The organism is Dyella dinghuensis, assembly GCF_003977615.1.
Taxonomy (GTDB): Bacteria; Pseudomonadota; Gammaproteobacteria; order Xanthomonadales; family Rhodanobacteraceae; genus Dyella_B; species Dyella_B dinghuensis.
On sequence record NZ_RYZR01000005.1, the window covers coordinates 696,618 to 723,115 of the forward strand.

Sequence of the window (26,498 nt, forward strand, 5' to 3'; positions counted from 1 at the left end):
GCGATGGTCTTAAGAATTGCTCGACCCACGGCGACCACCACCCTGCTTCCATTTCTTCTTGTCAGCGTCCGACGCTGCCGGCGCCTGCGGCACTTCGCCCGGCTTCAAGGCCTGAACCTTGCTGCCCGGCTTCAGGCGGAACTGACCTTCGGTCACCACCTGATCGCCCACATTCAGACCGTTGCTGACCATCACGTGGCTGTCGCCCACTTCGCCCGCGACCGTCACCGGCGCCATCGCGACGGTTTGATCCGGCTGCAGCTTGTAGACGAAGTCGCCATCCGGACCGCGCTGTACCGCCTGCGCCGGAATCACCAGACCGCCGGACACCGTGCGCACGCGCAGCTGCACGTTCACGAACTGACCCGGCCACAGCGAACTCTGCGGATTGTTGAACTGTGCGCGGAGCTTGAACGTGCCCGTGGTGGTATCGATCTGATTGTCGATCGTCTGCAGGAAGCCGGTCGTGTCCAGCGGATGCGCATCGCTGCGATCAAGCGCGATCACTTGCAGCTTGTCGGCGCCGTTCTGGAATGCATTGCGCACCGCTTCGAGGTTCTGTTCCGGCAGATTGAAGATCACGTAGATCGGCTGGATCTGCGTGAGCGTGACAATCGATGTGGTCGTCGTCACCACATTGCCCGGGTCGACATTGCGGATGCCGGCCACGCCGTCGATCGGCGAGATGATCTTGGTGAAATCGAGCTGCACTTTCGCCGAGCGGGCGGCGGCTTCATCGGCGATCACCGTCGCCTTCAGCTGCGCCACGTTATTGCGGAAGGTATCCATGTCCAACGCGGCGACGTAACCGTTGGCAACCAGCTTCTGGTTGCGGTCCAAGGTGGAGACGGCGGTGGAAAGCGACGCTTCGTCCTGCTTTTGCTTGGCGACCGCCTGATCGTAGGCAGCCTGGAAGGTACGCGGATCGATCTGGGCAATCACATCGCCCTTCTTCACCGCTTTGCCTTCCTGGAAATTGATCGTCCACATCTGGCCGGCGACCTGCGGATTGACCGTCACCGTGTTGAGCGCCGTCACCGTACCCAGCGCGGTGAGATACACCGGCACGCTCTGGCTGACCGTGGGTTCAACGGTCACCGGTACCGGCGTGTTGTCCTGACCGGGGCCGCCGGGCTGGTTCTGTCCCTTTGCGTCGTTATCGCCACTGCCCTGACCGCCACCATGGCGATGACTACCCGCAGCAGTTTGTGCTTCAGGTTTATGCAGCAAGCGGAATGCGACCCCACCCACCACAAGCACGGCGATCACGATCAACGCGATCTTCCAAAAACGCGACATTTGAAACTCCTGGAATGAACGGGGGGACCACCCGACCCCACCGAAACGAATAACACACTCGTTGTCCTAAGCCTTGGAAATAAGCATAGGGGCAGCTCAACGAGGTTGGACAATGCCGGTAGACAGGGGTGCCGCATGACCGATGGCAGGGTCCATAGCCCCAAAGCGTATCAGGCGAACGTGACCATGTGTCTGCACTACACACTTCTTAATAGACCCATTTGAACAACCGGTGAGCCCATGCTGGCCCTCGCCGATCGCAAGAACTGGAGCGGCCTCTCAAACTTGCCGCAGGCTTCGTCTATACTCCGAAGCTTATTGCCAAAGGGGGCTTCGGAATTCCGGACGAACCGCGGCAACGTCGCCGGGGGGCGGCAAAGCGCGCCACAGGGGATGTGGTGGCGTTCCAGATTAATCATGAGTTGACTGGAGTACTTGCGTGAGCGGTTCCATGAGCAAATCCGACCAGAGTTTCCTGCGTCAGTTCTCGTTGCTTATCGCCGGCCTCGGCGTGCTGACCCTGGTCCTGATCTTCACAGCCTGGACGATCTACGAACACGAGCCGAAGGAAGTCGATCCGAACGCTCCGCAACAACTTTCCGCCAGCCTCGCCCCGAACGGGGCCGTGTACGCCGGCAATACCGGCCGCGCCGCGATGGAGGCCGCACAAGCTGCCGCCGCCAAAGCCGCCGCGGCACAAGTCGCCTTCGGTGGTTCCACCGACGGCAAAACCATTTTCGATGGCGTGTGCACCGCCTGTCATACCGCCGGCGTGCTTGGTGCGCCGAAAGTCGGCAGCAAGGAAGCGTGGGCGCCGCGCATTGCCGAAGGTATCGACACGCTGGTCCAGCACGCGCTCGATGGCTATCACGGCCCGGACGGCAATACGATGCCGCCGAAGGGTGGCAACCCGTCCTTGAACGAAGCGCAGGTCAAGGCCGCCGTCACCTGGATGGTCAGCCAGTCCAAGTAATACCCGATGAAACTACCCAACGCCGCCGCAAGGTGGCGTTGTTGCTTGCGCGGACGCCTTGATCAAGGACTTCTCGCGCGCAAATGTTTCCGCCGCCTACACGCGCCCTCGAAAAACGCGCAACAAGCGAGCCGGTTATCATTCCCGTTATGACCTCCCCCACCCTCACCCCCGAACCGTCCAGTTTCCCGGACGAAACCACCGAGTTCACGCTGCAAGGTCCTGTTGGTCCACTCGAGGCCATCAGCGATGTCGCGGAACCGGCCGACGCGCGGCGTGGCGTCGTCGTCATCTGTCATCCGAATTCGAAAGATGGCGGCACGATGCGCAACAAGGTCGTGACGATGCTCGAGCGCAGTCTGCGCGAATCGGGCCTGGATACGCTGCGTTTCAATTTCCGCAGCGCGGGCGATTCGGCCGGCACCTACGACAACGGCATCGGTGAGAGCGACGATCTGGCGGCCGTGGTTGCATGGGTGCGCAAGATGCGTCCCGATGACGCACTCTGGCTCGCCGGTTTTTCGTTCGGCAGCTACGTCACCTTGCGCAACGCCGTCAAACTGAAAGCCAATGCACTGATCAGCGTCGCGCCGCCGATCGGCCGCTGGGAACACGAAACGCTCGCACTGCCGACATGCCCCTGGCTGGTCGTCATGGGTGAGGAGGACGAAATCGTCGAGCCGCAAGCGGTGTTCGACTGGATCGACAACCTCGAACAGCCGCCCGAACTTATCCGCATGCCGGAGACCGGCCATTTCTTCCACCGCCGCCTGATGGATCTACGCGGTTCGGTCAAACATGCGGTCCAGGACTGGCTGCCGCCGCGCCGCCATTCATAAGTAGCTACGTTTATGTCCGACACGACACCCGGCGCGCCCAGCGCGCGTTACCAGGAAGGCGTCGCCGCGCATCGCTGGACGTCCGATCCGGCGCAACTCGCCGTGCTGCCGGAATTCGATCGCATGCACGCGGCGTTCGCCGCCAAAGACGACAACAACGGCGGCTTGTTTGGCCGCCTCAAATCGCTGCTCGGCGCCGAGGAACGCGTCGCCGTGCCGGGTTTGTATCTGTGGGGCAGCGTCGGCCGCGGCAAAACCTTCCTGATGGATCTGTTCGCATCCAGCTTGCCGCAAGGTGTCGCCTTGCGCCGGCACTTTCATCGCTTCATGGGTGAAGTGCACGAAAGCTTGCGTGAACTGGGCGAGCGACAGGATCCACTCGTCGAAGTGGCTGCAGGCATTGCGGCGCGTTGCCGCGTGTTGTGCCTCGACGAATTTCTGGTCAACGACATTGGCGATGCGATGATTCTCGCCAACTTGTTCGAGTCGCTGTTTGCGCGTGGCGTGACACTGGTAACCACCTCGAACACGGCACCCAGCAATCTCTACAAGGACGGTTTGCAGCGCGCACGTTTCCTGCCGGCGATTGCGTCGATCGAAGCGCAGTGCCATGTCGTCGAGATGATTTCTGCACACGACTGGCGCCTGCGCGCACTCACACATGCGCCGGTGTATCACACGCCTCCGGGTGCGGAAGCCGAACGTGCGCTGGCACGTATCTTCTCAAGTCAGGCACAGGGTGAGATCGTCGATGGCGGTGAGATCACCATCAACGATCGCGTTATTCCCGTTCGTAAGCGTGCCGACAACATCTTCTGGTTCGACTTCGCCGCACTGTGCGACGGTCCGCGCGCCGTGGCCGATTACATCGAGCTGGCCAAGACCGGGCCGGCGATCATCATCTCGAACGTCCCGCAGTTCACGGTCTACAGCGAAGACCAGGCCAAGCGCTTCGTGCAGCTGGTGGATGAGTTCTACGACCGCCACGTCAAACTTATTCTTTCCGCCGCCGCGCCAATCACCGAGCTTTACGACGGCGAGCGTCTGCGTGCCGAATTCGGCCGCACCGAATCGCGTTTGATCGAGATGCAGAGCGAGGAATATCTCGCCCTGCCGCACCGGCCGGAGTAACGACCCGGCAATCTTCTCCGTCCGCGGCACAAGCTGCTACCGTGATGGCCTCGTTGACCGGCCCGGGAGTCGCCATGTTCAGTGTTATCGCCATCGCTTTGCTCATGGGCGCGCCGCAAGCCGCAGCAACATCGGACGATGCCTTCAGCGAACGCGTGCAACACGGCCACATGGCGGAAGGAGCCGCCAGCGGACCGGGCTATCAAAAGCAGTTCTGGAACAAAACCGCCATCGCCCTGGGCAATACGTATCGCGGCTGCATCGCCAGCAATGCTGGCGACAAAACGCCGTTCACCCTGGTCGCCGACATTTCACCCGACGGCCATCCGCTCAATGTGGAAGTGCGCGCGCCCATACCTGTTGCGCAATGCGTCGCTGCGCAGTTTTCGACCTGGACGTTTCCCGCGCCGCCGAAATTTCCAGGCTCCGTGAACTACCCCATCATCATCGACGTTAGCGTCAAATAAGTCGCACATGGCGACGGTACTGATTCCACTTCCCCATCTTGACTACGACCCCAGCGAAGTCGCCGTGCCATGGCGCGTGTTGACGCAAGCGGGACATACCGTCGTATTCGCCACGCCGGATGGCCAGATCGCATCGGCCGATCCGATCATGCTTAGCGGCGAAGGCCTCGATCTTTGGGGCTTGATACCAGGCCTGCGCAAGTACCCGCTATTCGGTTTATTGCTGCGTGCCAATCGCGATGCGCGCAACAATCACGCATCGCTGGTGCAGGACAAGGCATTCCGTTCTCCAATCACCTGGAACGACATCGCCACAACGCCCTTCGATGCGTTGCTGTTGCCCGGCGGACATTGCGCGCGGGGCATGCGCACCTACCTTGAAAGCGAACTACTGAAGAAAACGGTTAGCGCGTACTTTGCGGCGGACAAACCGGTCGCTGCGATCTGCCATGGTGTATTGCTGGTCGCGCGCAGCAAGGGCGCCGATGGCCGTTCCATTTTGTACGGACGCCGCACCACCGGGCTGACCTGGGCGCTTGAAAAATCCGCATGGTCGCTCACGCGCATCACGCGTTTCTGGGATCCGAATTACTACCGTACCTATCGGGAAAAATCGGACCAGCCGGTGGGTTTCATGTCGGTGCAACAAGAAGTATCGCGAGTGTTGGCCGACCCCTCGGATTTCTTGGATGTACCGCGCGATGCGCCGCATTACCGGCGCAAAACATCCGGCCTCGTGCGCGACACCGATAACGATGACCGCCCCGCCTTCGTGGTCCGCGATGGCAACTATCTTTCTGCGCGCTGGCCTGGCGATGTGCATCGCTTCGCGCGTGAATTCCTCGCCATGTTGAAACCCGTCGACGAAGGATCGCCAGGTTGAATCAGCCTGCATCACATCGCTCGCGGCGCGAAAGCGTCAAGGCGATCGTCCGGGTCGTCAGCGGCAATTTTCTCGAGATGTACGACTTCATGGTGTATGGCTATTACGCGCCAGCCATCGCGAAGGCGTATTTCCCGGCGCATAGTGCGTACGCATCGCTGCTGCTTACGTTGCTCGCGTTTGCAGCGGGCTTCGTGATGCGGCCGATCGGCGCCATTGTGTTGGGCGCCTATATCGATCATCACGGACGCCGCCGCGGCCTTATCCTCACGCTCGCGTTGATGGCCATCGGCACGCTACTTGTGGCCGCCGTGCCCACGTACGCAACCATCGGTATGCTGGCGCCGTTACTTGTCGTGGCCGGACGCTTGCTGCAAGGCTTTTCGGCGGGTGTCGAGCTGGGCGGTGTATCGGTTTACCTCGCGGAAATCGCCACACCCGGACATCGCGGCTTCTATTGCTCGTGGCAATCGGCGAGTCAACAAGTCGCAGTCGTATTCGCCGCGTCACTGGGCTTGTTGTTGCAGTACTGGTTACCGCCGGATGCCATCACCGGCTGGGGATGGCGCATACCGTTCGTCATCGGCTGCTTGATCGTTCCGTTCCTTTTCCTGATTCGACGCTCGCTGGAAGAAACGCAGGCGTTCCTTGCGCGACGCCGCCCGGATGTCGGCGAGATTTATCGCTCGATGCTCACCAACGGCCGCGTCGTGCTGCTGGGCGTAGCGCTGGTGATGATGACGACGGTCTCGTTCTATCTGATCACCGCCTACACACCGACATTTGGCAGCGAAGTGCTGCATCTATCGCAGTTCGATGTCTTCGTCGTCACGCTCTGCATCGGCCTGTCGAACTTCGTGTGGCTGCCCGTGATGGGCGCGCTGTCCGATCGCATCGGCCGTCGCCCGCTGCTGCTCGCTTGCACGTTGTTGGCGCTGATCAGCGCCTACCCGGTATTGCACTGGCTGGTAGCCTCGCCGAATTTCGAAAGACTGCTAGCTGCGGAGCTATGGCTGTCTTTCATTTACGCCAGCTACAACGGCGCAATGGTCGTCACGCTGACGGAAATCATGCCCGCCGACGTGCGCACCACGGGTTTCTCACTGGCCTACAGCCTCGCAACAACCGTAGGCGGCTCCAGCCTCGCCATTTCGCAATGGCTGATTCACATCACCGGTAACAAAGCCGCACCGGGAATTTGGATGTCGTTTGCTGCCTTGTGCGGATTAGTCGCGACACTTGTTGTTTTTCGTGATCCAAACAGTCGCGCGCAACATAAGCATTAGTAACTAATGTTGAAGCGCAAAGAACTTCAATGTGGCACCGTGCCAGAAGTGTCTTGAGAGCGCCCTTCCCTGTATCGCAATCGCATCGACCAACGTGCCCCGCAAAAAGTGTCGACATCGAGCCGCGCACATATCAAGCGAAACAACACCGCCTGTGACAGGCTGCGGTACGCTAAGTCACCAGTACAGCATCGGGATTGATCGTATGCGTGCACCCGTAGGTTCGGTCGTTGGACTGTGTGCGGCCTCCGCCACCATGTCGGCGATGGGCATGGCGTTCCTCGGTTACTGGGGTGTGCACGAGCCGTCGCCCTGGAAGGGGGGCGACATCTTGGTGGTGTGCCTGGCATTCCTCAGCTTCCTGGCTTTCGGCTCGACCATCTGGATTATCACTACGCCGATCCCCGACGACGGTATCGAAAAGATCGTGCCGGCCCGGCGCATGTTCGCCACCGGGCTGTTGCTGATGTGGGTGGCGGTGATCGTTGCGGTGATCCCTTGAGGGCCCAGCCGGATCGCAAAAGCTTCCGATCAGTCACGAGTGTTATGCGCCTGAGGCCATAACGGCCGGCAAGCCGCGTCGCGCCTGACTTCGACCTAGTTATCCACTGCGTTATACACGGCCTTATCCACAAGTTGTTGGGTTGACCGATGACCCCGACCCCGATATGTTGTGCCTGTCGGTGCCATTCTCAGACCTAGTGTCGGACTGGCTTAATAGGGAATCCGGTGCGAATCCGGGACTGCCCCGCAGCGGTAAGCGGAAACGAACGCCCAACCATGCACTGGTCCTGGGGACCGGGAAGCTGGGCAAGTAGGAGGACCGCAAGGTCCACGTCCGTGAGTCCGAAGACCTGCCGACACGGCACAACCGGAACGTTGTGCCGAGCGTGACGGCCCCCGCGCGGAGGGCGTCGTGTGACGTGGAGCTGTTCGCGTCGCATGGCCAACCGCGGTAACCGCCACATCAGCCCTGCGCGCGGGAGCAGGTAGTTGAACCTGGAGCTTGTCCCGCTTACCCGGACGTGGGATCCGGTCAAGGGAAAGCTCCGTTGCCGGAGCGTCCGACATGCAGCCTATTGATACCGAATCGCGCGAGCGCAACGACGTTCGCGCGGACACGTCCGCCTTTTCTACCGACGCCTCGTCGGCCACTGCCACTCACACCACGATGTCCGTCACTGCCGAAGCACCGTTTGCCCTCACGCCGCCGCACAACCCTGGCCAGATGCGCGTTACCAAGCGCAATGGCGGACAGGAGATCGTCGACGTCAACAAGATCGTTCGCGCCGTCACGCGCAGTGCAGAAGGCTTGCACGGCGTGGACCCGCTGCGCGTGTCGCTGAAAACCATCGGCGGTTTGTACGACGGTGCCACCACGCAGGAACTCGATCAGCTGTCCATCCGCACGGCGGCAGCGCTGACGGCGGAAGAGCCGGAATACGGCCAGCTTGCCGCGCGCCTGCTCGGCAGCTTTATCGATAAGGAAGTGAGCGGTCAGGAAATCCAGAGCTTTTCGCAATCCATCGCGCGTGGTGCGGAACTTGGTCTGCTGAATGCGCGCCTGCGCGATTTTGTTGCGACGAATGCACGCAAACTCAACGACGCAATCGATCCACTGGCGACACGCCGCTTCGAATACTTCGGCCTGCGCACGGTATACGACCGTTACCTGTTGCGCCATCCGCAGCTGCGCAAGGTGATCGAAACGCCGCAGCATTTCTTCATGCGCATTGCCTGCTCGCTAGGCGGCAATGAAATCGGCGAGACGCTTGAGCTGTATCGCCTGCTTTCCTCGCTGGAATACATCGCCAGCTCGCCGACGCTGTTCAATGCGGGCACGTCGCACGAGCAGCTCAGCTCCTGCTTCCTGCTCGATTCGCCAACGGATTCGCTGGAGTCGATCTACGAGAAATACGGCGACGTCGCCAAGCTGAGCAAATTCGCGGGCGGCATTGGCCTGGCGTATTCGCGCGTGCGTTCGCGCGGCTCGCTGATCAAGGGCACCAACGGTCACTCCAACGGTCTGGTGCCGTGGCTGAAGACGCTGGACGCATCCGTTGCCGCCGTGAATCAGGGCGGCAAACGCAAAGGCGCCGCGTGCGTGTATCTGGAACCGTGGCACGCAGATATCGAGGAATTCCTCGAACTGCGCGACAACACGGGCGATGAAGCGCGCCGCACGCACAACCTCAATCTGGCCAATTGGATTCCCGACGAATTCATGCGCCGCGTCGAGCACGACGGCCATTGGTCGTTGTTCGATCCCAAGGTCGTGCCGCATTTCGTCGACACCTGGGGCGAGACGTTCGAGCAGGCGTATCACAAGGCCGAAGCCGAAGGTTTGGCCGTCAAGACGGTGAAGGCGCGCGAGCTATATGCGCGCATGCTGCGCACGCTGGCGCAGACCGGCAACGGCTGGATGACATTCAAGGATCGTAGCAATGCGACCAGCAATCAGACGGCCAAAGCTGAAAACGTTATCCACCTCTCGAACCTCTGCACCGAGATTCTGGAAGTCACCAACGCCAGCGAAACGGCGGTGTGCAATCTCGGCTCAGTCAATCTGGCGCGCCATGTCGTAGATGGTGCGTTCGATTTCGCCAAGCTCGCTTCGACGGTACGTACGGCCGTGCGTCAGCTCGATCGCGTGATCGATCTGAACTTCTACCCGATCGATACGGCAGCCGTTGCCAATCGCAAGTGGCGTCCGGTAGGTCTGGGCGTGATGGGCATGCAAGACGTGTTCTTCAAACTGCGCCTGCCGTTCGATTCGGCCGAAGCGCTGGAATTGTCGACGCGTATCGCGGAAGAAATTTATTTCAACGCCCTGTCGCAATCCAACGCGCTTGCCGAACAGCACGGCGCACATCCTGGCTTTGCGGAAACCCGCGCAGCGAACGGCGAATTGCAATTCGACTATTGGACGAATGCCAAGCCGCACGATACGACGCGCTGGGACGCACTGCGCGAATCGATCAAGGCCAAAGGTCTGCGCAACTCGCTGCTGATCGCGATTGCACCGACGGCAACGATTGCGTCGATCGCCGGGTGCTACGAATGCATCGAGCCGCAGGTCAGCAACCTGTTCAAACGCGAAACGCTGTCGGGCGACTTCCTGGTGGTGAATCGCTATCTGTCCGATGAGCTGAAAGCGCTGGGCCTGTGGACCAGCGAAGTTCGCGACGCCATCAAGCTGGCCGAAGGTTCCATCCAGGGCATCACGGCGATTCCGGAACGTCTGCGTTCCATCTATCGCACCGTGTGGGAATTGCCGCAGAAGGCATTGATCGATCTCGCTGCTGCGCGCGGTGCATACATCGACCAGAGCCAGTCGCTGAACCTGTTCATGGAGAATCCGAACATCGGTCAGCTCAGCTCAATGTACATGTACGCGTGGAAATCCGGCGTCAAGACGACGTATTACCTGCGCTCGCGTCCGGCGACGAAGATCACCAAGACCACGGTGACCGCCGCTGCTGTGCAAGCGCCGGCGCCTGACGCGCAGGATGCTGCGACCGCCGCCGTGTTCTGTTCGCTGGAAAACCCCGAGTACTGCGAAGCCTGTCAGTGATGGCAGTCGCTTGAGAAAGCTGGAATCCGGTTCATCGGATTCCAGCCGTTCTGGAAAAGGCTCTTATTCAAAAATCTCCGAATAGAGATCTCGCCAATAAGGATTGGTCTTTTCAATGAGCTGGATCTTCCACAAACGATTCCAGGCTTTCAGTGCCTTCTCGCGGGCAATCGCCGACTCTATCGAATCATGTATTTCGAACCAGACCAAATCATGCACGCTGTAACGTTTGGTGAAACCTTCCGCGAGATCATGCTTGTGTTGCCAGATGCGGCCACACAGGTCCGAAGTGACACCGATGTACAACGTAGCGTTGCGTCGATTCGCAAGGATGTAGACGCACGGGATTCGTTCTCGCATAAATTGAACTTGCTAACGTTTCGCCAGAGCTTGCCTCATCGCCTCCACACATACGACCGTCATCCCAGCGAAAGCTGGGATCCAGCGTCTTTCGCCGACACAGATTGTCGAAAAAACAGAAGGCACTGGATTCCAGCTTTCGCTGGAATGACGAGCAAAATCCATCGTACACATCAAACAACCCGATAAGCCTGGTCAAGGAACACTCTATGTCCGCCCAACCCACTCGCGATTCGCACATCCTCGACCCGGGTTTCGAACTCACGCTGCGCCCGATGCGCTACCCCGAGTTCTACGAGATGTATCGCAACGCGATCAAGAACACCTGGACGGTGGAGGAAGTCGATTTTTCGCTTGACGTCACAGACCTGAAATCGAAGATGTCTGATGCGGATCGCCATTTGATCCACCGTCTCGTGGCATTCTTCGCCACCGGCGATACGATCGTGGCGAACAATCTTGTGTTGAATCTTTACCAGCACATCAACGCGCCGGAAGCGCGCATGTATCTGTCGCGCCAGTTGTATGAGGAAGCGCTGCATGTGCAGTTCTATCTCACGCTGCTGGACACCTACATTCCAGATCCGAACGAACGCAACAAAGCATTCGCTGCGATTCAGAACATCCCTTCGATTCGCCAGAAAGGCGCGTTCTGCTTCAAGTGGATGGACTCCATCCAAAGCGTGCAGCGGCTGGAAACACGTGAACAGCGCCGTCAGTTCCTGCTCAATCTGATCTGCTTCGCTGCATGCATCGAAGGTTTGTTCTTCTTCGCCGCCTTCGCTTACGTGTACTTCCTGCGCTCGCGCGGTTTGCTGCATGGCTTGGCTTCCGGCACGAACTGGGTGTTCCGCGACGAATCCGGGCACATGGGCTTCGCCTTTGAAGTGGTGCGCACCGTGCGCGCACAGGAGCCCGATTTGTTCGATGCAGAGATGCGCACGCAGGTGGAAGCGATGCTGGAAGAAGCCATCGCCTGCGAAACGCAGTTTGCCGAAGACGTGCTCTCCGGCGGCGTGGCTGGCTTGTCGGTGAAGGATATGCGCCAGTATCTGGAATACTGCGCCGATCAGCGCCTCACACAATTGGATATGCCGAAGAAATATGGCGCGAAGAATCCATTCGACTTCATGGATCTCCAGGACGTGCAGGAAGTGACGAACTTCTTCGAGCGTCGCGTCTCCGCGTATCAGGTAGGCGTGGAAGGCGACGTCGCCTTCGACATGACGTTCTGATCGCGATGACGCGCGAGCCCATCATTGCCGTGAGCGATGCGCCAGAGCCTGAAGAGCTGGCGCCGATCCGGCAAGGTTTGGACCGCTACAACAAGGAAACCAGCGGCATCGGCGATCGCCATCCGCTCACGGTGTTCGCGCGCGACCCGGACAGCGGCAAGGTGGTCGGCGGCATCATCGGCCGCACGTCGCGCGGCTTGCTGTTTATCGACGTGTTTTATCTGCCGGCGCCGCTGCGCGGCAAAGGGCTGGGCAGCGCGCTGCTGCGCCGGATGGAAGCGGAAGGCCGCCAGCGCGGCTGTTACAACGGCATTCTCGATACCAACAGTTTTCAGGCGCCCGAGTTCTACAAGCGCCACGGCTGGCAGATGTTCGGCGCGATCGATTGCGAACCGCCGGGCACGCAGCGGATGTTTTTCACCAAGCGCCTGTTACCGGAAAGCTGATCCGCGCACGCGTTCACGCATGCGCGGATCGTGACTTACGTCCAGCTGTTGTCGTCGAAGTTGTTGTCGAAGTTATCGTCGGCAAAATCGTTGGACGAAAAATCCTGACCGCCGCCGTTCATGCCATTGTTGCCGCCCAGGAAATTATTTTCCGTGACGTTCTCGATCACTTCCGGCTGGCCGCCGAAGAAGCCGCCGTTGTGATGACCGCCCAGCAGATTTTCCAATCCATCGAACAGGAACATACCGCCAGCGACGCCTGCCGCGGTCGTGGCCGCGCTTTGCAGAAAACTCGGCGCGGTGCTTTGTGGTGCGGCGTAACCGGGGCTGCCAAACAAACGCTCGCGCCACGTCGGCGGGGGTTGCTGTTGCTGCGGAGCCTGTTGCATAACGGGTGGAACGCTGCTCCATCCCGAGGATTGGCCGCCCAGGAAGCTACCGCCGCCCTGCTGATTGGCGACCTGCGCCTGCAGCTGCGCGATCTGCGCTTTCGCGGCATCCAGCGCGTGCTGCTGTAGCAGGCTGCGCTGCACCAGCAGATAAAGCGCATCGGGCTGACCGGCGATCCGCTGGTTGATCAACGCATCGGCTTGCGGATCTTTCACGGTGCCATTCACCGCCGCGAGGCGCTGAAGGAAGTCGTCGAGGATAAGTTGTTCCTGGGGAGTCATGGTTTCTCCATTGAGCTGCGTACGGATACGGGCGTAGTGCGGGTGAAGTGAGAGATAGGCGCCGGGCCCACGAGGTTAAAGGGTTACATCCGACAGGGTTGACGCCGGCACGTTTCGCCGTTCAGTTCCGACACCAGCAGCCGGCCCATTTCGGCCGATCAGCATGCCCCGGTTTCATGGCAGATAGCCTATTGACTACAGATGTAGTCATGGCGTAGGGTGACTACATCTGTAGTCACGGCAGTGTCAGGTCATGTCCAAACCAACCGTTGGCGATCAGGAGCTGGCGCTCCTGCACTATCTCGCCGAACACGAAAATGCATCCGTGGGTGAAGTCGCTGCCGATTTCGGCGAATCGCGCGGCCTTGCGCGCTCGACCGTGCTGACCATGATGGAACGACTGCGCGCCAAGGCCTATCTAAAGCGGCGTCACGTCAGCGGCATGTATCGCTACAGCACCGCGACGGGCCCGGGTGAAGTGATGAGCCAGGCGGTCGGACAGTTTGTCGAGAAGACGCTGTCCGGCTCGCTTTCACCCTTCGTGGCCTGGATGTCGGAGAAGGCCGAAGTCACCGATGGCGAACTGGCCCAACTCGAAGCGCTGGTCGCGCAACTGCAATCGCGACGCAAGGAGCCCTGAAGATGGATACGCTCGCCGCACTTGTAGACACCTTGTTCGTGCGCCTTGCGTGGGCGACCGCGCAAGCGACCTTGCTGATTGGCGCGTTGTGGCTGCTTGGGCGTTGCGTACCGCGCCTGGCTCCTGCGATGCGCTGCATGCTGTGGTGGCTTGTCGCCGCGCAGTTGTTGCTCGGCCTTACGGTTAGCCATCCTGTCCCACTGCGCTGGTTGAAACCCGCAACGGCGAGCACGCCAGACACGCATCTGGTTGTAACGCACATCTCCAGCGGCGCGGATAACAGCGCGCTGCCGATGCAAGCGTTGCCGGACAATCATGCAAGCAACGCGTTCGATCTCATGGCAGCGTCATGGTCGTGGCGCGAAACCGTTCTCGCTTTATGGCTGCTGGTGATGGCGCTGCAGCTGTATATAGTTATCCGGCAATGGCGCGAAAGCAGAAAGCTGCTGCGCGAAGCAACGCCGATGCAGGATGAATCCCTTCATCTGCTATGCACACAGCAGGCACGCGTATTGGGATTGCGTCACTGTCCGCCGTTGTTGCTTTCCGACGCGATCACCTCGCCGCAGGTGACGGGCATGTGGCGCCCAGTCGTTCTATTTCCGGGCACGCACGCGCTGAACGATGACGAATCCGCGATGGCGCTCGCACACGAACTGGCACATATACGCCGCGGCGATCTGTGGCTTGGATGGGTGCCGGCGATCGCACAACGCCTGTTCTTTTTCCATCCGCTGGTGCATTGGGCAATGCGCGAATACGCCTTGAATCGCGAAGCGGCCTGCGATGCACATGTGCTTAAACAACCGACACTGGAGCCACGCGATTACGGCCGTCTGCTGCTTCGTCTTGGCGTGTCCGCACCCATGCACTCCAGCCTCGCAGGCGCATCGCCGACGTTCAACAATTTGAAGAGGCGCATGATCATGCTGCAGCAAACAAGCATCGCCCCATCGCGTGCGCGCGGATGGGTATGGGTGGTTGCGGTTGCGCTTATTGGCATACTGCCGTACCGGTTGACGACTGCTGATCCTGTCCATACGAGCGCGACGAGCGCCGATCAAACGGCCGACAGTGCGGTATTCACACCGGCCCCACCGCCGCCACCGCCCGCCACACCTGCCATACAGCCCCCGCCACCTCCGCCGCCCACACCCGCAATACCGCCACCGCCACCCGTGTCAGCGCAACTGGCAGAGCAGGCAGCGCCTGCATTGCCCGCTGCGCCGGCTGTCCCTGCTGCTCCACCTGCTCCGGCTTCGCCGCCTGCTCCTGCTGCTCCACCTATACCGGCTGCACCACCAGCTCCCGCCGCGCCAGCCATGCCTCCTGCACCACCTTCATTCACAGCAAGGCACATGGATATCGACATCAATTCCAATGCCAAACACGGCTTCGTACTTTTCGATGGCGATTCCCTCATCGTGAACGGCAGCGACGCCGATTCACGCACCGCCTATCGCTACTACAAACCACCCGTACCGATGCTCTGGTATCGCAACGGCGGCACGAGTTACGTCATCCATGATCCAGACATCATCCAGGAAGCACGCAACACATATTCGACGGTGACGGAAGTGGCGCGCGAGCAGGGTGAACTCGCGGGACGACAAGGATCGCTGGCGGGAGAACAAGCTGGATTGGCAGCAAGGGAAGCGGCCTTGGCCGGACGTCAGGCTGAGCTGGAAGGCCGCCGCGCCGCGCTGGAAGCAAAAAGAGAAGCGTTGCGCGTCAAAGCGGAAGCATCCGAAGAGAAGGTGGCCGACGAGGCAAGCCTGACCGGCCAACTGGCAGGTGTAGGTGACGAGGCCAGGGAGATAAGTCTTCAGTACGCGAATATCCGCAGCGAACAAAAGGATTTGTCGGACCGTCAGAAACAGTTGGAGCACGAAATGGAAAACCTGAGTGCCCGGCAGAGAGAAGCGTCCGAGCAAGTGGACGCGCAAATGGGCAAGTTGCTGGACAAAGCCAAGACTAGAGGTTTGGCGGAACCCGTCAGCCGATAAGACGCTCCTAAAAATCGGGCGTTGCCGTAGCGCACGCCCGTCGCTCGCCTGACATACCCACGTCGACACAAACGCCTGCTCAGCAGGCGTCAGGGACTTTTGCGCTCTTTTGGAGGCCATCGATGTTCGGTTACTACCTACTGCTCGCCACGTACAGCCTTAAGCGCAGTCGTGTCATCACCGTACTAATGATTCTGGCGATTGGTCTCGGCATCGGCGCAAGCATGACGATGATCACCGTGCTGCATGTGATGTCGGGCGACCCCTTACCCGATCGCAGCGCACAGCTCTATGTGCCGCTCATCGATCCGATGCCCGTCAGCAACGACACCAAATCCAAGAACACCACGCCCGAAGCGGACGTGACCTGGGTCGATGCCATGAATCTATTGCACGACGCGCGCGCCGAACGGCAAACCGCGATGGCTGCCGCGTCGCTGCCGGTTCGTCCGCAACAAAGCAACCTGCGGCCGTTCTTCGAAAACGGTCATTACGTCACGGCCGATTTCTTTCCGATGTTCGGCACTGCATTTCGCGCCGGTAGCGGATGGACGGCACAGGATGATGCAGAGCATGCGCGCGTGGTCGTGCTCAACACCGAACTCAATCGCAAGCTATTCGGCGATGCATCGGGCATCGGCCGAACCGTGCGCCTGAAGAACACCGACTTTCGCGTCGTCGGTGTCCTGGATAACTGGAATCCGCAGCCGGTCTTTTATACGCGGATCGACGACCGCGCGTTCGGCAGCACCGATCAGTTCTTTTTGCCATTGCAAACTGCGCAAGAGCTGGGCTTCGATTTCCACGGCCGTTTCGCATGCTGGGGCGACGGTGGCGACAACCGCACCAGCGACCATTGCACCTGGCTGCAATTCTGGGTGCAGTTGAGCGACGCGAAGAAAGCCCGTGCCTATGGCGATTATCTCGCCGACTACTGGCACGACCAGCAAACGCATGGCCGGTTTCCACGACCGGTGAATCCGCAACTTTACGGATTGATGGATTGGCTGGTCAGCCAACACGTCGTTCCGGACGACCTGCGATTGCAGATGTGGTTGGCGATTGGATTTCTCGGCGTCTGCATGATCAACATCGTCGGCCTGCTGCTCGCGAAATTTCTAAGGCGCAGCGGCGAAATCAGCGTGCGGCGCGCGCTGGGTGCACGCAAGCGCGACATCTTCCTGCAGCTCGGCATCGAGTCGGCAGTGATCGGTCTCGCAGGCGGCACGCTGGGCTTGATGCTGGCGGAGTTCGGATTGTGGACGGTCCGCCAGCGCCCGGACGGTTACGCAAAACTCGCGCAAATGGATCCCACCATGCTGCTTGCAACCTTCGCGCTCGCCATCGTCGCAAGCGTGCTCGCCGGTTTGCTGCCTGCCTGGCGCGCCTGCCATGTCACGCCAGCCCTGCAACTCAAAACTCAATGACGAGGCCAATCATGTCGCTGTCACCCGTTATCGCCAGCCTCACCCGGCACAAACTCACGGCGTTGCTGCTGGTTGTGCAGGTCAGCCTGACGTGCGCGATCGTGTGCAATGTCGCCTTCATGATCGCCCATCGCACATCGCAACTGCGGCAACCCAGTGGCGTTGTCGAAGATGAGTTGGTGATGGTCGATAGCGACAATCTGGACGACAACGCGCAATCGCTCGTGCGACACAAGGCCGATATCGCTGCATTGAGTGCCATCACTGGCGTGAAATCAGTGGCCGCTGTCGATGCGTTGCCGTTCAACGGCAACGATTGGAGCAACGGCATCTCACTGGCACCCAATGTCACGTCGAAGATCACCGCTACCGCCTACAACGGCACCTCAGGCGAAATCGCCGCACTGGGTCTGCATCTGGTCGAAGGCCGCGATTTTCAGTCGAACGAATACATACCCATCGATACCGCGCACGACTGGGCCGGTATCGATCATGTGGCGGTCACTATCGTGACGCGTGCACTGGCCGATCAACTTTTCCCTGGTCAGGACCCGTTGGGAAAAATCATCTATCCCGGTAACGGCCCGGTTCGCATCATCGGCGTGGTGGATCATCTGGCGCGGCCGCACACCCACGACGGTGCGCAGAATGAATACGCCACGCTGTTTCCGTTATTGCCCGATGGGAACGATGTCACCTACGTGCTGCGCACATCCGCGCAAGATCGCGATCGGGTCTTGAAAGAAGCCAGCCAGGTACTGAACCGTCTCGACGACAACCGCATACTTCGGCATCCGCAAACATTCAGTCAATTGCGCGCCGACTATTTCCATCGCAGCCGCACGATGATTTCCCTGCTGCTTGCTGCGGCAGGAGGTTTGTTGCTTGTCACGGCGCTGGGTATTGCGGGCCTTGCCAGCTTTTGGGTGCAGCAGCGCAAGCGGTCTATCGGCATTCGTCGTGCGGTGGGCGCCACGCGGCGCGACATCCTGCGCTATTTCCAGAACGAGAACTTCCTGATCGTCAGCGCTGGCATCGTGTTTGGCTCATTGTTGGCCTATGCGCTGAATCTCGCGCTGATGGAGCATTACGAACAACCGCGTTTGCCGCTGTCTTACCTCGGCATTGGCGCGCTTTCGCTATGGCTGCTTGGTCAGCTTGCCGTGCTCGGCCCAGCCTTGCGTGCCGCGGCAGTGCCGCCTGTCGTCGCAACGCGTGCAACGTGATGAAAGCACCGCGAGCAGCAGGATCGGCTGCTGCTCGCGGACAGGATTATTTCCAGGGCCAGGGCTTGAGTGCGTATTCCTTGGGCGGTGTGTCACCGGCCAGGTTGGTCACGAAGTAGTCCCAGCGACGACGCGTGATGTATGGCGTTGCCGCCGCATAGCCGTGATGTTGGTTGGGCACCATCAGCATGTCGAAGTCCTTGTTCGCCTTCATCAACGCATCGACAACCAGCAAGGTGTTGTAGAACGGTACGTTGTCGTCAATCGTGCCGTGCACCAGCATCAGGCGACCCTTGAGGTTCTTCGCCTGATCTTCGTTGGCCTGATTGTCGTAATTGGTGCTGCCATCCTTGTTAGTGGTCAGCAGACCCTGCCACTTTTCGCCCCAATCGTCTTCGTATTCGCGGTTGTCGTGGTTGCCGCTCTCGGACCAGCCGACCTTGAAGAAATCGGGATAGCGGAACATGGCATCGGCGGTTGCGTCGCCACCACCGGAGTGACCCCAGATGCCTACGCGTTCCAGGTCGATCCAGTTATAACGCTGGGCAAGTTCCTTGATCGCAACGACCTGGTCGGGCAACGTGTTGTCACCCATGTTGCCGTACCACGTATCGTGGAATGACTTGGAACGCCACGGCGTGCCCATGCCATCGATGGCGACGACGATGAAGCCGAGTTCCGCCAGCGACTGATCGTCATACTGCGAAGGCATGAAGCCGTAGGTGTACACCGAACCGGTCTGCGGACCCGGATAGATGTAGTCGACGATCGGATATTTCTTCTTCGGATCGAAGTGCGTGGGTTTGAACATCAATCCATACACATCCGTTTTGCCATCGCGCGCTTTCAGCGTGATCAGCTCGGGCGGCTGCCAACCCGTGGCAACAAGGCGCGAAATGTCGGCCTTGGCGACGCTTGCCGCCGTGTGGCCATCGTTCGCATCGCGCAACACGGCGACCGGCGGTGCGGAGGTCGTGGAATAACTGTCGACGAAATACTTGCCATCTTCGGACATCGTGATGGTGTGGTCGGCATTTTCCGGCGACAGCAGCGTCGGTTCGCCGCCATCCAGACTCACTTTCCAGAACTGCTGGTAGTACGGATTCACGCCCGGCGTGCGACCCACGCCACGGAACCACACCGTGCGCGTTTTCGTATCGACCTTCAGCACTTCGGTGACGTTGCCATCGCCGGTGGTGATCGCGTGCTTGAGCTTGCCGTCGGTGAGATCGTAGAGGTATAGGTTGCCCCAGTTGCTGCGCTCACTGAACCAGATCGCTTCGTGCGTATCGGGCAGGTATCGCCAGTTCACGGTGCCGTTGCCGCTTTCGTAATCCGTGGCGACGTCTTCGTGGAAGACGGTGCGTACTTCGCCCGTTTTGGTATCGGCAATGCGGAAGGTTTCGTGCTTGTGATCGCGCGATGTGGAAACAAACGCCAGCGTGTTGCCGTCCTGCGACCACTTCACATCATCCCAGCCGCCGTCTTCGCCGCAGCTGACGTCGTCGCACAAGGTAGAGCGGTGCTGATCGGCCGGCATCTTCAAGCGCACGACCTTATGCCCGGGCACATTGATGATGACGCGTTCGATCATCGTGATGTTCTTGTCGCCCGGCAGCGGATATTTCCATGCCGAAAGTTCCGGATGGCCGACGCGCGTGGTGACCGTATACATATCGCCGTCGAGACGCTGGTCTTGCTGGAACGTCGCGATCTGTTTCGAATCGGGCGACCATTCGAGAATGGCGTTATCGGTGTGTTTCCAGCCCGCGTTGTCGGTCGCGTAGCCGAAGTTCTCCACGCCATCGGTAGTGAGCTGCGTTTCCTTGCCGGTGACAACGTCGCGCACCCACAGATTCCAGTTGCGGATGAAGGCTTCCTGCTTGCGATCGGGCGACAGCACGCCCGGCTCCTTGCCGGTTTTTACGAGCGTGCTCTTATCCACGCACTCGCCGGCGGCCTTGAGGTTGCACAGATACGTGGTGCCACCGACTTCGACCTGGTCGCGGCCATCGGCGGCCACGCGGTAGTCGGTGATGCCAAGCTTGTCGGTCTTGACCGATTTCGCGCCGGCCTTCGTCAGCGCGCTGGCGAGTTTGACGTGATCGAACAACGGCGATGCCTTGCCACTCGTCACATCCATCTGCACGTAGTGATCGCCGTGCACATCGTGATCGACATACCAGAAGTGCGTGCCATCGATCCAATGCACGGTACGCACCGCGTGATCGACCAGCGGCATCGTGTTGTAGGGCATAAAACGCTCGGCCTGCGCATAATCCTGCGCGGTCAGCGTATGGCCCTCGGCCATGACATGGCCCGCGTACGACGTCGCCGCCAGCAACCCGCACACCATTGCGCCGTACAGACGCGACGTTCCGATTCTCGAACGCATGCTCACTCCCCGGTAAGAAAACGAACTGCCGCCGCAGCGGCTGCCCCCAAACTGTAACAACCCTACATCCTAATAGCCCGCGGCATCGCACACCCCTGCCAAAGGTACGCGGCGTGGCATTGGACGGCGAGCGGTCTTATTGTGTGCGCTCCCCAACCCACTTGCGTTGCCCCATGACCGACACCTTGCCCGAAGCCCGTCTGCTGGAAATGGTTTTCCCCGACCACACCAACCATCTCGGGACCCTGTTCGGCGGACAGGCGCTGGCCTGGATGGACAAGGCGGCATTTATTGTTGCCTCACGCCACGCACGACGCATCGTCGTTACGGCGCGCTCGGAAGAAGTGAGTTTCCGCGTGCCCGTTCGGAAGGGCCAATTGGTGGAACTGGTCGCGCGCATCGTCGGCACCGGCCGCAGTTCCATGCAGGTTGAAGTGGAGATGACGGCCGAAGATCCGTTGACGGGCGACCGCCGCGTCTGCACCACCGGCCGTTTCGTCATGATCGCGCTCGATTCGAACGGCTCGCCTACGCCGGTGCCGTCTCTTACTGCCAACTGATCCTTCCACAGGGGATTTGCATGTCGCACACATTGACTGTCATCGGCAATTACATCTCGCCGTACGTTCGCAAGGTGCTTGTGTGCCTGGAGCTGAAGGGTATCGAGTACGTTATCGATCCGATTACACCCTTTGTCGGCAACGATGCGTTTACCCGAATAAGCCCGCTGCGACGTGTGCCGATACTGATCGACGGCGATCTGGTTCTCAACGATTCCTCGGTGATTTGCCAGTATCTGGAAGACAAATATCCGTCGCCTTCGCTCTTTCCTGCGGACATCGTCGCGCGCGCGAAAGCGCGTTGGCTAGAGGAATACGCGGATACGCGTCTGGCCGATGTGCTGATATGGCGCGTGTTTTATCAGCTGGCGATTCGTCGGCACATCTTTGGCGAGACGCCCGACGACAGTATCGTGCAGCAGGCGCGCGATGTGGATATTCCGGCGACGCTCGATTATCTGGAGACGCAATTGCCTGCTGAAGGTTTCATCTTTGGCGATTTGTCAATCGCCGATATCAGCATTGCCTGTTATTTCCGTACGGCGTCGTTTGTGCGTTATGTGGTGGATGCACAGCGGTGGCCGCGCATCGCGGCGTTGATTCAGAACGTGTTGGCGTTGCCTTCGTTTCAGAAGTTGGCGAAGTTGGAGGATCATGTTCTTCGATTACCGCCTGCGCAGCAGCGTGAGGCGCTTATTGCGGTGGGGGCGCCGATTACGCGTGAGACGATGGCGACGGATACGCCGCGGCATGGGTTTCCTCGTAACTGAAGATTCTCTGCGTTTAATCCATCATCGATCATCCCGCGATCACGTTTATCCCGTCATTCCCGCGAAGGCCGGAGGCGTTTTACAACAGCGAAGCTGGTCATCCAGTGGCGTTATCGTTTGGTTGTGCGCTATCGCCAGGTTGCTCGCCTGCGCGGCGGGCGTTTCGTGCCTCTGCCGAGGCCCGAGTCACTTTTCTTTGCGGGCCCAAAGAAAAGTAACCCAAAGAAATGGCCTGAAGGGCTCTCAGCAATGGCTGGATAAAAACACGGAAGGGCTGTGCCCACATGAGGCGTTACGTTCCAAATACGCCGCATCGCTACACCGCAACGCGTTGGGCCCCAGAGGGCTTAGAGCATGCGGCCGCCCGTCTTGCGGAGCGACTCGCTTTCAGCCCTCACCGCTCAATACTCGCGGTTTAGCAGCTCCGCGGAAGCGGGCACGCGAAATATTTCGCTGGAGATGAGCTGCAATGCTTATTTACCTCAACAACAAAAGCTTTTGAGGCCATTTCTTTGGGTTACTTTTCTTTGGGCCCGCAAAGAAAAGTGACTCGGCTGCCGGCAGGCAGTCGAAACGCCCGCTGCGCAAGCGGCAAACTCGCGATAGCTCAGCAACAGCAAGAGCCTTTGAGGCCATTTCTTTGGATCACTTTTCTTTGGGCACGCAGAGAAAAGTGACTCGGCCGCTCGCAAGCGGACGAAACGGCCGCCACGCAGGCGAGCAGCCTGGCGATAAGGCATCAACGGGACGATACAGTCACTGGATGACCAGCTTCGCTGTTGTAAAGCGCTTCCGGCCTGCGCCGGAATGACGGTGAGGTGATGCGTGACGGTGAGGAATGGGATGGACGGTGAAGCGGGATGACGAGATAAACGTTGTCGCTAGTTGGTCATTGACGACAGCACGATGCGAAAGCACAACCCATCAAAGTTGCTTCGCCATCAACTCAACCAACCAATCCACAAACACCCGCAATCGCGCCGGCATATGCTTATGCGGCGTATAAAGCACCGTCACCGGCAGCGACGGCGGCGGCGTCCCCGGCAAAACTTCACGCAACTGCCCATTCGCCAACGCCTCGCTCACGCGATAAAGCGGAAGCTGCGCCAAACCCAGCCCCGCCTGGCATGCGTTTAGATACGCCTCCACACCACTCACTGTCACAGACCCCGGCAAAGTAACTTCACGACGCTTGCGCCCCACCATGAAATCCAGCGGCTCACTGCGATGCGTCGTAGGCGATGCCCAATTCACCGCGCGATGTCCGTTATGCAAATCCGCCAGCGATTGCGGCATGCCATGTTTGCGTACATACGCAGCACTCGCGGCGGTGATTTGCTGAAGCGTGCCGACTCTTCGGCTGACCAATCCGGAATCAGGCAACTTGCCGATACGCAATACGCAGTCAACGCCCTCGCTCAACATATCGACAAAGCGATCGCCGGTACCGATATCCAGTTCCACATTCGGATAGCGTGCGAAGAATGCGGGAAGCGATGGAATCAACCACAGGCATGCCATCTGCGTCGGCACATCCACACGCAAACGTCCGCGTGGTTGCACGCTCGCCTCGCGAAAATCTGCTTCAACGGCATCCACGTCCGCCAACAATCGCACGCAGTGGTTGTAGTACGCCTCGCCGTCGTGGCTGGCGCGCACGCGTCGCGTGGTTCGCTGCAGTAATTGCGCGCCCAGACGTTTTTCCAGCCGTTTGATGGCGTGGGTGACCGTGGCGCGCGGGAGGCTCAGATCATCGGCTGCAGCGGTAAAACTCCCCAGTTCGACGATCCGCGTAAACAGGCGCATGGCTTCGAGGCGGTCCATGAGATTGTTTCACTGAATGAAATAGTGATGCTCATTATTGAGTATTTATCGCACCCGCGCCTGTGCCGACAATGTGCCACTCCCCACCATGAGGCAACCCATGCAAACTCGCACACTCGGCAAGAACGGCCCCAAGGTTTCCGCCCTCGGTCTTGGCTGCATGGGCATGAGCGATTTCTACGGACCGCGCGACGACGCCGAATCCATCGCCACCATCCACCACGCATTGGATCGCGGCATCACCTTGCTGGATACGGCCGATATGTACGGCCCTTTCACCAACGAACAGCTGGTCGGCAAAGCCATCAAAGATCGACGCGACCAGGTCTTTCTTGCGACAAAGTTCGGGGTCGTGCGCGATGCTGCCGATCCGACCAAGCGCGCGATCAGCGGTCGTCCGGAATATGTGCGCAGCGCATGCGATGCGAGCCTGAAACGCCTGGGCGTGGATCACATCGATCTTTACTACCAGCACCGTGTTGATCTGGACACGCCGATCGAGGACACCGTTGGTGCGATGGCGGATCTGGTGAAGGCCGGCAAGGTGCGCTACCTGGGCTTGTCGGAGGCCTCCGCGCAGACCATCGAGCGTGCCGACAAGGTGCATAAGATCACCGCATTGCAAAGCGAACTGTCGTTGTGGACGCGCGATCCGGAAGAGAACGATACGCTCGACATGTGCCGCAAACTCGATATCGCATTCGTGGCGTACTCCCCGTTGGGGCGCGGCTTTCTTACCGGCGCGATCACCAAGCCCGAGGATTTCGACGCCGACGATTTCCGCCGCAATAACCCGCGTTTCCAGGGCGAAAATTTCGCGCGCAATCTGCAGTTGGTGCACCAGGTGCAAGCGCTGGCGAAGGAGAAAGGCTGCACACCGGCGCAACTCGCCCTTGCCTGGTTACTCGCACAAGGCGAAGACATCGTGCCGATTCCGGGTACGCGTCGCCGTTCGCGCCTGGACGAAAATCTCGGCGCCGTGGCCGTGACGCTCGATCAGAACGAACTGGCCTCGATCGATCGTATTTTCCCGCCCGAAGCGGTGGCTGGTGCTCGCTACGCGGCGGCCGGCATGACGCATATCAACAAGTGATCATCGAGAAAATCATGGACACGATCGAACGTATACAGCCGTCTTCGTTGTTTACGATTCCAGGTATCAAAGCCGCGGCGCGTGTCGGGAATCTGCTCTTCGTTTCCGGGCAGGTACCGCTGGGGCCGACCGGAGAACTGGTCGGCATCGGCGATTTTCGGATGCAGGCCGAGCAGGTATTTTCCAACCTCGGTGCGGCACTCAAGGCCGGGGACAGCGGATTTGACCGGATCATCAAGCTGACGTCGTTTTTCACCGATATCGGGCGCGATCTGCCAGCCTTTCGCGAAGTTCGCGATCGCCACATCGCCAGCGAACATGCCACGGCCAGCTCGGCCATCCAGGTCGCCCAGCTGTTCCACCCCGCTGCATGGCTGGAAGTGGAAGCGGTCGCGCTCTGCGGAAACTGACGGCTGCACCCGGGAAGCGCCAAGGAAGGCACTTCTCATTAAAATAACCGGATGAGCACCCCCGATCACTCCCCGCTCGGCAAGCACACCGTCTACGCCGACCGTTACGACCCCAGTCTGCTGTTTCCGATTCCTCGCCAAACCAAGCGCGATGAGATCGGCGTCACCCAGCCGTTGCCTTTCCAGGGCGTGGATATCTGGAACGCTTACGAATTGTCCTGGCTGGACATGCACGGGAAACCCATCGCAGCGGTGGCGGAATTCCATGTGCCGGCGAGTTCGCCGAACATCATCGAGTCCAAGTCGTTCAAGCTTTATCTCAACGGATTTGCGCAGGAACCGGTGGCCAACGCCGCCGCGCTGAGTGCGCTATTGCAGCAGGATCTGTCCCGCGCGGCAGGTGCGCCAGTGATGGTGCATATCCAGGCGCCACGTGCAGCAGCGCATACGTTCGCCGACCTCGATGGGGAATTGATCGACACGCTGCCGGTGAAAATCGACGATTACGGTCCGCCCAAGGCCGATTACCTGCGCGCCGATCAGCATGCCGATATGGTTGAAGAAACGCTGATTTCGGACCTGCTGCGCTCCAACTGCCCCGTCACCGGACAGCCCGATTGGGGCAGTGTGCAGATCCGCTATCAGGGCGCGCCGATCGACCGCGAGGGCTTATTGCGATACCTCGTCTCCTTCCGTACCCACAACGAATTCCATGAACAATGCGTGGAACGCATCTTCATGGATGTGATGAAGCGCTGCACACCGCAGCGACTTAGCGTTTACGCTCGCTACACCCGCCGGGGAGGGCTGGATATCAACCCTTTCCGCAGCACCGACAAGGACCTCCCGGCCAATGTTCGCGGGGCGAGGCAATAGCGCCGCAACCGGTTACACTCTGCGCCCCCGGTCATCGGCACTTCAGATCAGCGGCGCTAGCCTTAACAACTGGTTTGATTTTGCAGGCCGACGGTTTACCCGTCTCA

The 26,498-nt window shown here is 59.8% G+C and carries 24 protein-coding genes and 1 riboswitch; of the genes, 19 read left to right on the forward strand and 5 right to left on the reverse strand.

Going from position 1 to position 26,498, the window contains the following annotated elements; translation table 11 throughout:
* Nucleotides 1-9: 9 nt before the first annotated feature.
* Nucleotides 10-1,299, reverse strand: coding sequence for an efflux RND transporter periplasmic adaptor subunit (locus EKH79_RS10690; RefSeq protein WP_126673767.1), 1,290 nt, complete (start codon nt 1,297-1,299; stop codon nt 10-12).
* Nucleotides 1,300-1,750: 451 nt separating this feature from the next.
* On the opposite strand from EKH79_RS10690, the gene EKH79_RS10695 reads away from it, so the two are divergent.
* From EKH79_RS10695 to EKH79_RS10730, 8 genes are all read left to right on the forward strand, one after another.
* The gene (locus tag EKH79_RS10695; RefSeq protein WP_126673768.1) at nt 1,751-2,272 is read left to right on the forward strand and encodes a c-type cytochrome; all 522 of its coding nucleotides are present in this window, start codon (nt 1,751-1,753) and stop codon (nt 2,270-2,272) included.
* Between the two features lie 149 nt (nt 2,273-2,421).
* A complete protein-coding gene (locus EKH79_RS10700) occupies nt 2,422-3,111 on the forward strand; it encodes an alpha/beta hydrolase (protein WP_126673769.1) in 690 nt (229 codons plus the stop codon).
* A 12-nt stretch (nt 3,112-3,123) separates the two neighbouring features.
* On the forward strand, nt 3,124-4,242 hold the full coding sequence (zapE, locus tag EKH79_RS10705; RefSeq protein ID WP_126673770.1) for a cell division protein ZapE: 1,119 nt from the start codon (nt 3,124-3,126) through the stop codon (nt 4,240-4,242).
* A 74-nt stretch (nt 4,243-4,316) separates the two neighbouring features.
* Nucleotides 4,317-4,709, forward strand: a complete 393-nt coding sequence (locus tag EKH79_RS10710; protein WP_233590269.1) for a peptidase C13 — start codon at nt 4,317-4,319, stop codon at nt 4,707-4,709.
* A gap of 7 nt (nt 4,710-4,716) precedes the next feature.
* Entirely contained in the window at nt 4,717-5,592 is an 876-nt protein-coding gene (locus tag EKH79_RS10715; protein ID WP_126673772.1) for a type 1 glutamine amidotransferase domain-containing protein, read from the forward strand.
* Entirely contained in the window at nt 5,589-6,878 is a 1,290-nt protein-coding gene (gene tcuC / locus EKH79_RS10720) for an MFS transporter (protein WP_126673773.1), read from the forward strand. Before EKH79_RS10715 ends, tcuC begins: the two co-directional genes overlap by 4 nt.
* A gap of 205 nt (nt 6,879-7,083) precedes the next feature.
* On the forward strand, nt 7,084-7,380 hold the full coding sequence (locus EKH79_RS10725; protein WP_126673774.1) for a hypothetical protein: 297 nt from the start codon (nt 7,084-7,086) through the stop codon (nt 7,378-7,380).
* Between the two features lie 163 nt (nt 7,381-7,543).
* Nucleotides 7,544-7,754: riboswitch (cobalamin riboswitch) on the forward strand.
* Between the two features lie 193 nt (nt 7,755-7,947).
* Nucleotides 7,948-10,452 (forward strand): ribonucleoside-diphosphate reductase subunit alpha, encoded by a 2,505-nt coding sequence (locus EKH79_RS10730; protein WP_199754230.1) that lies wholly within the window; start codon nt 7,948-7,950, stop codon nt 10,450-10,452.
* A 63-nt stretch (nt 10,453-10,515) separates the two neighbouring features.
* On the opposite strand, the gene EKH79_RS10735 is transcribed toward EKH79_RS10730, so the two are convergent.
* A complete protein-coding gene (locus tag EKH79_RS10735; protein ID WP_126673775.1) occupies nt 10,516-10,812 on the reverse strand; it encodes a GIY-YIG nuclease family protein in 297 nt (98 codons plus the stop codon).
* Nucleotides 10,813-11,021: 209 nt separating this feature from the next.
* On the opposite strand from EKH79_RS10735, the gene EKH79_RS10740 reads away from it, so the two are divergent.
* Nucleotides 11,022-12,047, forward strand: coding sequence for a ribonucleotide-diphosphate reductase subunit beta (locus EKH79_RS10740; RefSeq protein ID WP_126673776.1), 1,026 nt, complete (start codon nt 11,022-11,024; stop codon nt 12,045-12,047).
* A gap of 5 nt (nt 12,048-12,052) precedes the next feature.
* The gene (locus EKH79_RS10745) at nt 12,053-12,493 is read left to right on the forward strand and encodes a GNAT family N-acetyltransferase (protein WP_126673777.1); all 441 of its coding nucleotides are present in this window, start codon (nt 12,053-12,055) and stop codon (nt 12,491-12,493) included.
* A 35-nt stretch (nt 12,494-12,528) separates the two neighbouring features.
* Here the strand turns inward: EKH79_RS10745 and EKH79_RS10750 are convergent, their stop codons facing one another.
* On the reverse strand, nt 12,529-13,164 hold the full coding sequence (locus EKH79_RS10750) for a DUF2076 domain-containing protein (RefSeq protein ID WP_126673778.1): 636 nt from the start codon (nt 13,162-13,164) through the stop codon (nt 12,529-12,531).
* Nucleotides 13,165-13,417: 253 nt separating this feature from the next.
* On the opposite strand from EKH79_RS10750, the gene EKH79_RS10755 reads away from it, so the two are divergent.
* The 4 genes from EKH79_RS10755 to EKH79_RS10770 all read left to right on the forward strand — a co-directional run bounded on the left by EKH79_RS10755 (nt 13,418) and on the right by EKH79_RS10770 (nt 18,463).
* Nucleotides 13,418-13,804, forward strand: coding sequence for a BlaI/MecI/CopY family transcriptional regulator (locus tag EKH79_RS10755; protein ID WP_126673779.1), 387 nt, complete (start codon nt 13,418-13,420; stop codon nt 13,802-13,804).
* A gap of 2 nt (nt 13,805-13,806) precedes the next feature.
* Complete coding sequence (locus EKH79_RS10760) at nt 13,807-15,810, forward strand: M56 family metallopeptidase (RefSeq protein WP_126673780.1); 2,004 nt, start codon at nt 13,807-13,809, stop codon at nt 15,808-15,810.
* Between the two features lie 122 nt (nt 15,811-15,932).
* Nucleotides 15,933-17,237, forward strand: a complete 1,305-nt coding sequence (locus EKH79_RS10765) for an ABC transporter permease (protein WP_126673781.1) — start codon at nt 15,933-15,935, stop codon at nt 17,235-17,237.
* A gap of 11 nt (nt 17,238-17,248) precedes the next feature.
* Nucleotides 17,249-18,463: an ABC transporter permease gene (locus EKH79_RS10770; RefSeq protein WP_126673782.1), complete on the forward strand. Its 1,215-nt coding sequence runs from the start codon at nt 17,249-17,251 to the stop codon at nt 18,461-18,463.
* A 46-nt stretch (nt 18,464-18,509) separates the two neighbouring features.
* On the opposite strand, the gene EKH79_RS10775 is transcribed toward EKH79_RS10770, so the two are convergent.
* Nucleotides 18,510-20,858 (reverse strand): S9 family peptidase, encoded by a 2,349-nt coding sequence (locus EKH79_RS10775; RefSeq protein ID WP_126673783.1) that lies wholly within the window; start codon nt 20,856-20,858, stop codon nt 18,510-18,512.
* A 173-nt stretch (nt 20,859-21,031) separates the two neighbouring features.
* Between EKH79_RS10775 and EKH79_RS10780 the strand changes: the two genes are divergently transcribed.
* Both EKH79_RS10780 and EKH79_RS10785 read left to right on the forward strand, forming a co-directional pair.
* Nucleotides 21,032-21,418 (forward strand): acyl-CoA thioesterase, encoded by a 387-nt coding sequence (locus EKH79_RS10780; protein ID WP_126673784.1) that lies wholly within the window; start codon nt 21,032-21,034, stop codon nt 21,416-21,418.
* 20 nt (nt 21,419-21,438) lie between these two features.
* Nucleotides 21,439-22,188 carry a glutathione S-transferase family protein gene (locus tag EKH79_RS10785; RefSeq protein WP_126673785.1) on the forward strand — a complete coding sequence of 250 codons (750 nt, stop codon included), beginning with the start codon at nt 21,439-21,441 and terminating at the stop codon, nt 22,186-22,188.
* Between the two features lie 924 nt (nt 22,189-23,112).
* On the opposite strand, the gene EKH79_RS10790 is transcribed toward EKH79_RS10785, so the two are convergent.
* Nucleotides 23,113-24,012 (reverse strand): LysR family transcriptional regulator, encoded by a 900-nt coding sequence (locus EKH79_RS10790; protein WP_126673786.1) that lies wholly within the window; start codon nt 24,010-24,012, stop codon nt 23,113-23,115.
* 100 nt (nt 24,013-24,112) lie between these two features.
* Here EKH79_RS10790 and EKH79_RS10795 point away from each other — a divergent pair, with 100 nt between their 5' ends.
* From EKH79_RS10795 to queF, 3 genes are read left to right on the forward strand one after another with little or no spacing between them, the layout of a single operon-like run.
* Nucleotides 24,113-25,105 carry an aldo/keto reductase gene (locus EKH79_RS10795; protein ID WP_126673787.1) on the forward strand — a complete coding sequence of 331 codons (993 nt, stop codon included), beginning with the start codon at nt 24,113-24,115 and terminating at the stop codon, nt 25,103-25,105.
* 14 nt (nt 25,106-25,119) lie between these two features.
* Nucleotides 25,120-25,515 (forward strand): RidA family protein, encoded by a 396-nt coding sequence (locus tag EKH79_RS10800; RefSeq protein ID WP_126673788.1) that lies wholly within the window; start codon nt 25,120-25,122, stop codon nt 25,513-25,515.
* A gap of 51 nt (nt 25,516-25,566) precedes the next feature.
* Nucleotides 25,567-26,391, forward strand: a complete 825-nt coding sequence (gene queF / locus EKH79_RS10805; protein ID WP_126673789.1) for an NADPH-dependent 7-cyano-7-deazaguanine reductase QueF — start codon at nt 25,567-25,569, stop codon at nt 26,389-26,391.
* The last annotated feature ends 107 nt before the right edge of the window (nt 26,392-26,498 follow it).

Bases quoted from the DNA above. Each gene is read 5' to 3' on its own strand.
- EKH79_RS10690 (WP_126673767.1), bottom strand. From the start codon at position 1,299: ATGTCGCGTTTTTGGAAGATCGCGTTGATCGTGATCGCCGTGCTTGTG.
- EKH79_RS10695 (WP_126673768.1), top strand. From the start codon at position 1,751: ATGAGCAAATCCGACCAGAGTTTCCTGCGTCAGTTCTCGTTGCTTATC.
- EKH79_RS10700 (WP_126673769.1), top strand. From the start codon at position 2,422: ATGACCTCCCCCACCCTCACCCCCGAACCGTCCAGTTTCCCGGACGAA.
- zapE (WP_126673770.1), top strand. From the start codon at position 3,124: ATGTCCGACACGACACCCGGCGCGCCCAGCGCGCGTTACCAGGAAGGC.
- EKH79_RS10710 (WP_233590269.1), top strand. From the start codon at position 4,317: ATGTTCAGTGTTATCGCCATCGCTTTGCTCATGGGCGCGCCGCAAGCC.
- EKH79_RS10715 (WP_126673772.1), top strand. From the start codon at position 4,717: ATGGCGACGGTACTGATTCCACTTCCCCATCTTGACTACGACCCCAGC.
- EKH79_RS10725 (WP_126673774.1), top strand. From the start codon at position 7,084: ATGCGTGCACCCGTAGGTTCGGTCGTTGGACTGTGTGCGGCCTCCGCC.
- EKH79_RS10730 (WP_199754230.1), top strand. From the start codon at position 7,948: ATGCAGCCTATTGATACCGAATCGCGCGAGCGCAACGACGTTCGCGCG.
- EKH79_RS10735 (WP_126673775.1), bottom strand. From the start codon at position 10,812: ATGCGAGAACGAATCCCGTGCGTCTACATCCTTGCGAATCGACGCAAC.
- EKH79_RS10740 (WP_126673776.1), top strand. From the start codon at position 11,022: ATGTCCGCCCAACCCACTCGCGATTCGCACATCCTCGACCCGGGTTTC.
- EKH79_RS10745 (WP_126673777.1), top strand. From the start codon at position 12,053: ATGACGCGCGAGCCCATCATTGCCGTGAGCGATGCGCCAGAGCCTGAA.
- EKH79_RS10750 (WP_126673778.1), bottom strand. From the start codon at position 13,164: ATGACTCCCCAGGAACAACTTATCCTCGACGACTTCCTTCAGCGCCTC.
- EKH79_RS10755 (WP_126673779.1), top strand. From the start codon at position 13,418: ATGTCCAAACCAACCGTTGGCGATCAGGAGCTGGCGCTCCTGCACTAT.
- EKH79_RS10760 (WP_126673780.1), top strand. From the start codon at position 13,807: ATGGATACGCTCGCCGCACTTGTAGACACCTTGTTCGTGCGCCTTGCG.
- EKH79_RS10765 (WP_126673781.1), top strand. From the start codon at position 15,933: ATGTTCGGTTACTACCTACTGCTCGCCACGTACAGCCTTAAGCGCAGT.
- EKH79_RS10770 (WP_126673782.1), top strand. From the start codon at position 17,249: ATGTCGCTGTCACCCGTTATCGCCAGCCTCACCCGGCACAAACTCACG.
- EKH79_RS10775 (WP_126673783.1), bottom strand. From the start codon at position 20,858: ATGCGTTCGAGAATCGGAACGTCGCGTCTGTACGGCGCAATGGTGTGC.
- EKH79_RS10780 (WP_126673784.1), top strand. From the start codon at position 21,032: ATGACCGACACCTTGCCCGAAGCCCGTCTGCTGGAAATGGTTTTCCCC.
- EKH79_RS10785 (WP_126673785.1), top strand. From the start codon at position 21,439: ATGTCGCACACATTGACTGTCATCGGCAATTACATCTCGCCGTACGTT.
- EKH79_RS10790 (WP_126673786.1), bottom strand. From the start codon at position 24,012: ATGGACCGCCTCGAAGCCATGCGCCTGTTTACGCGGATCGTCGAACTG.
- EKH79_RS10795 (WP_126673787.1), top strand. From the start codon at position 24,113: ATGCAAACTCGCACACTCGGCAAGAACGGCCCCAAGGTTTCCGCCCTC.
- EKH79_RS10800 (WP_126673788.1), top strand. From the start codon at position 25,120: ATGGACACGATCGAACGTATACAGCCGTCTTCGTTGTTTACGATTCCA.
- queF (WP_126673789.1), top strand. From the start codon at position 25,567: ATGAGCACCCCCGATCACTCCCCGCTCGGCAAGCACACCGTCTACGCC.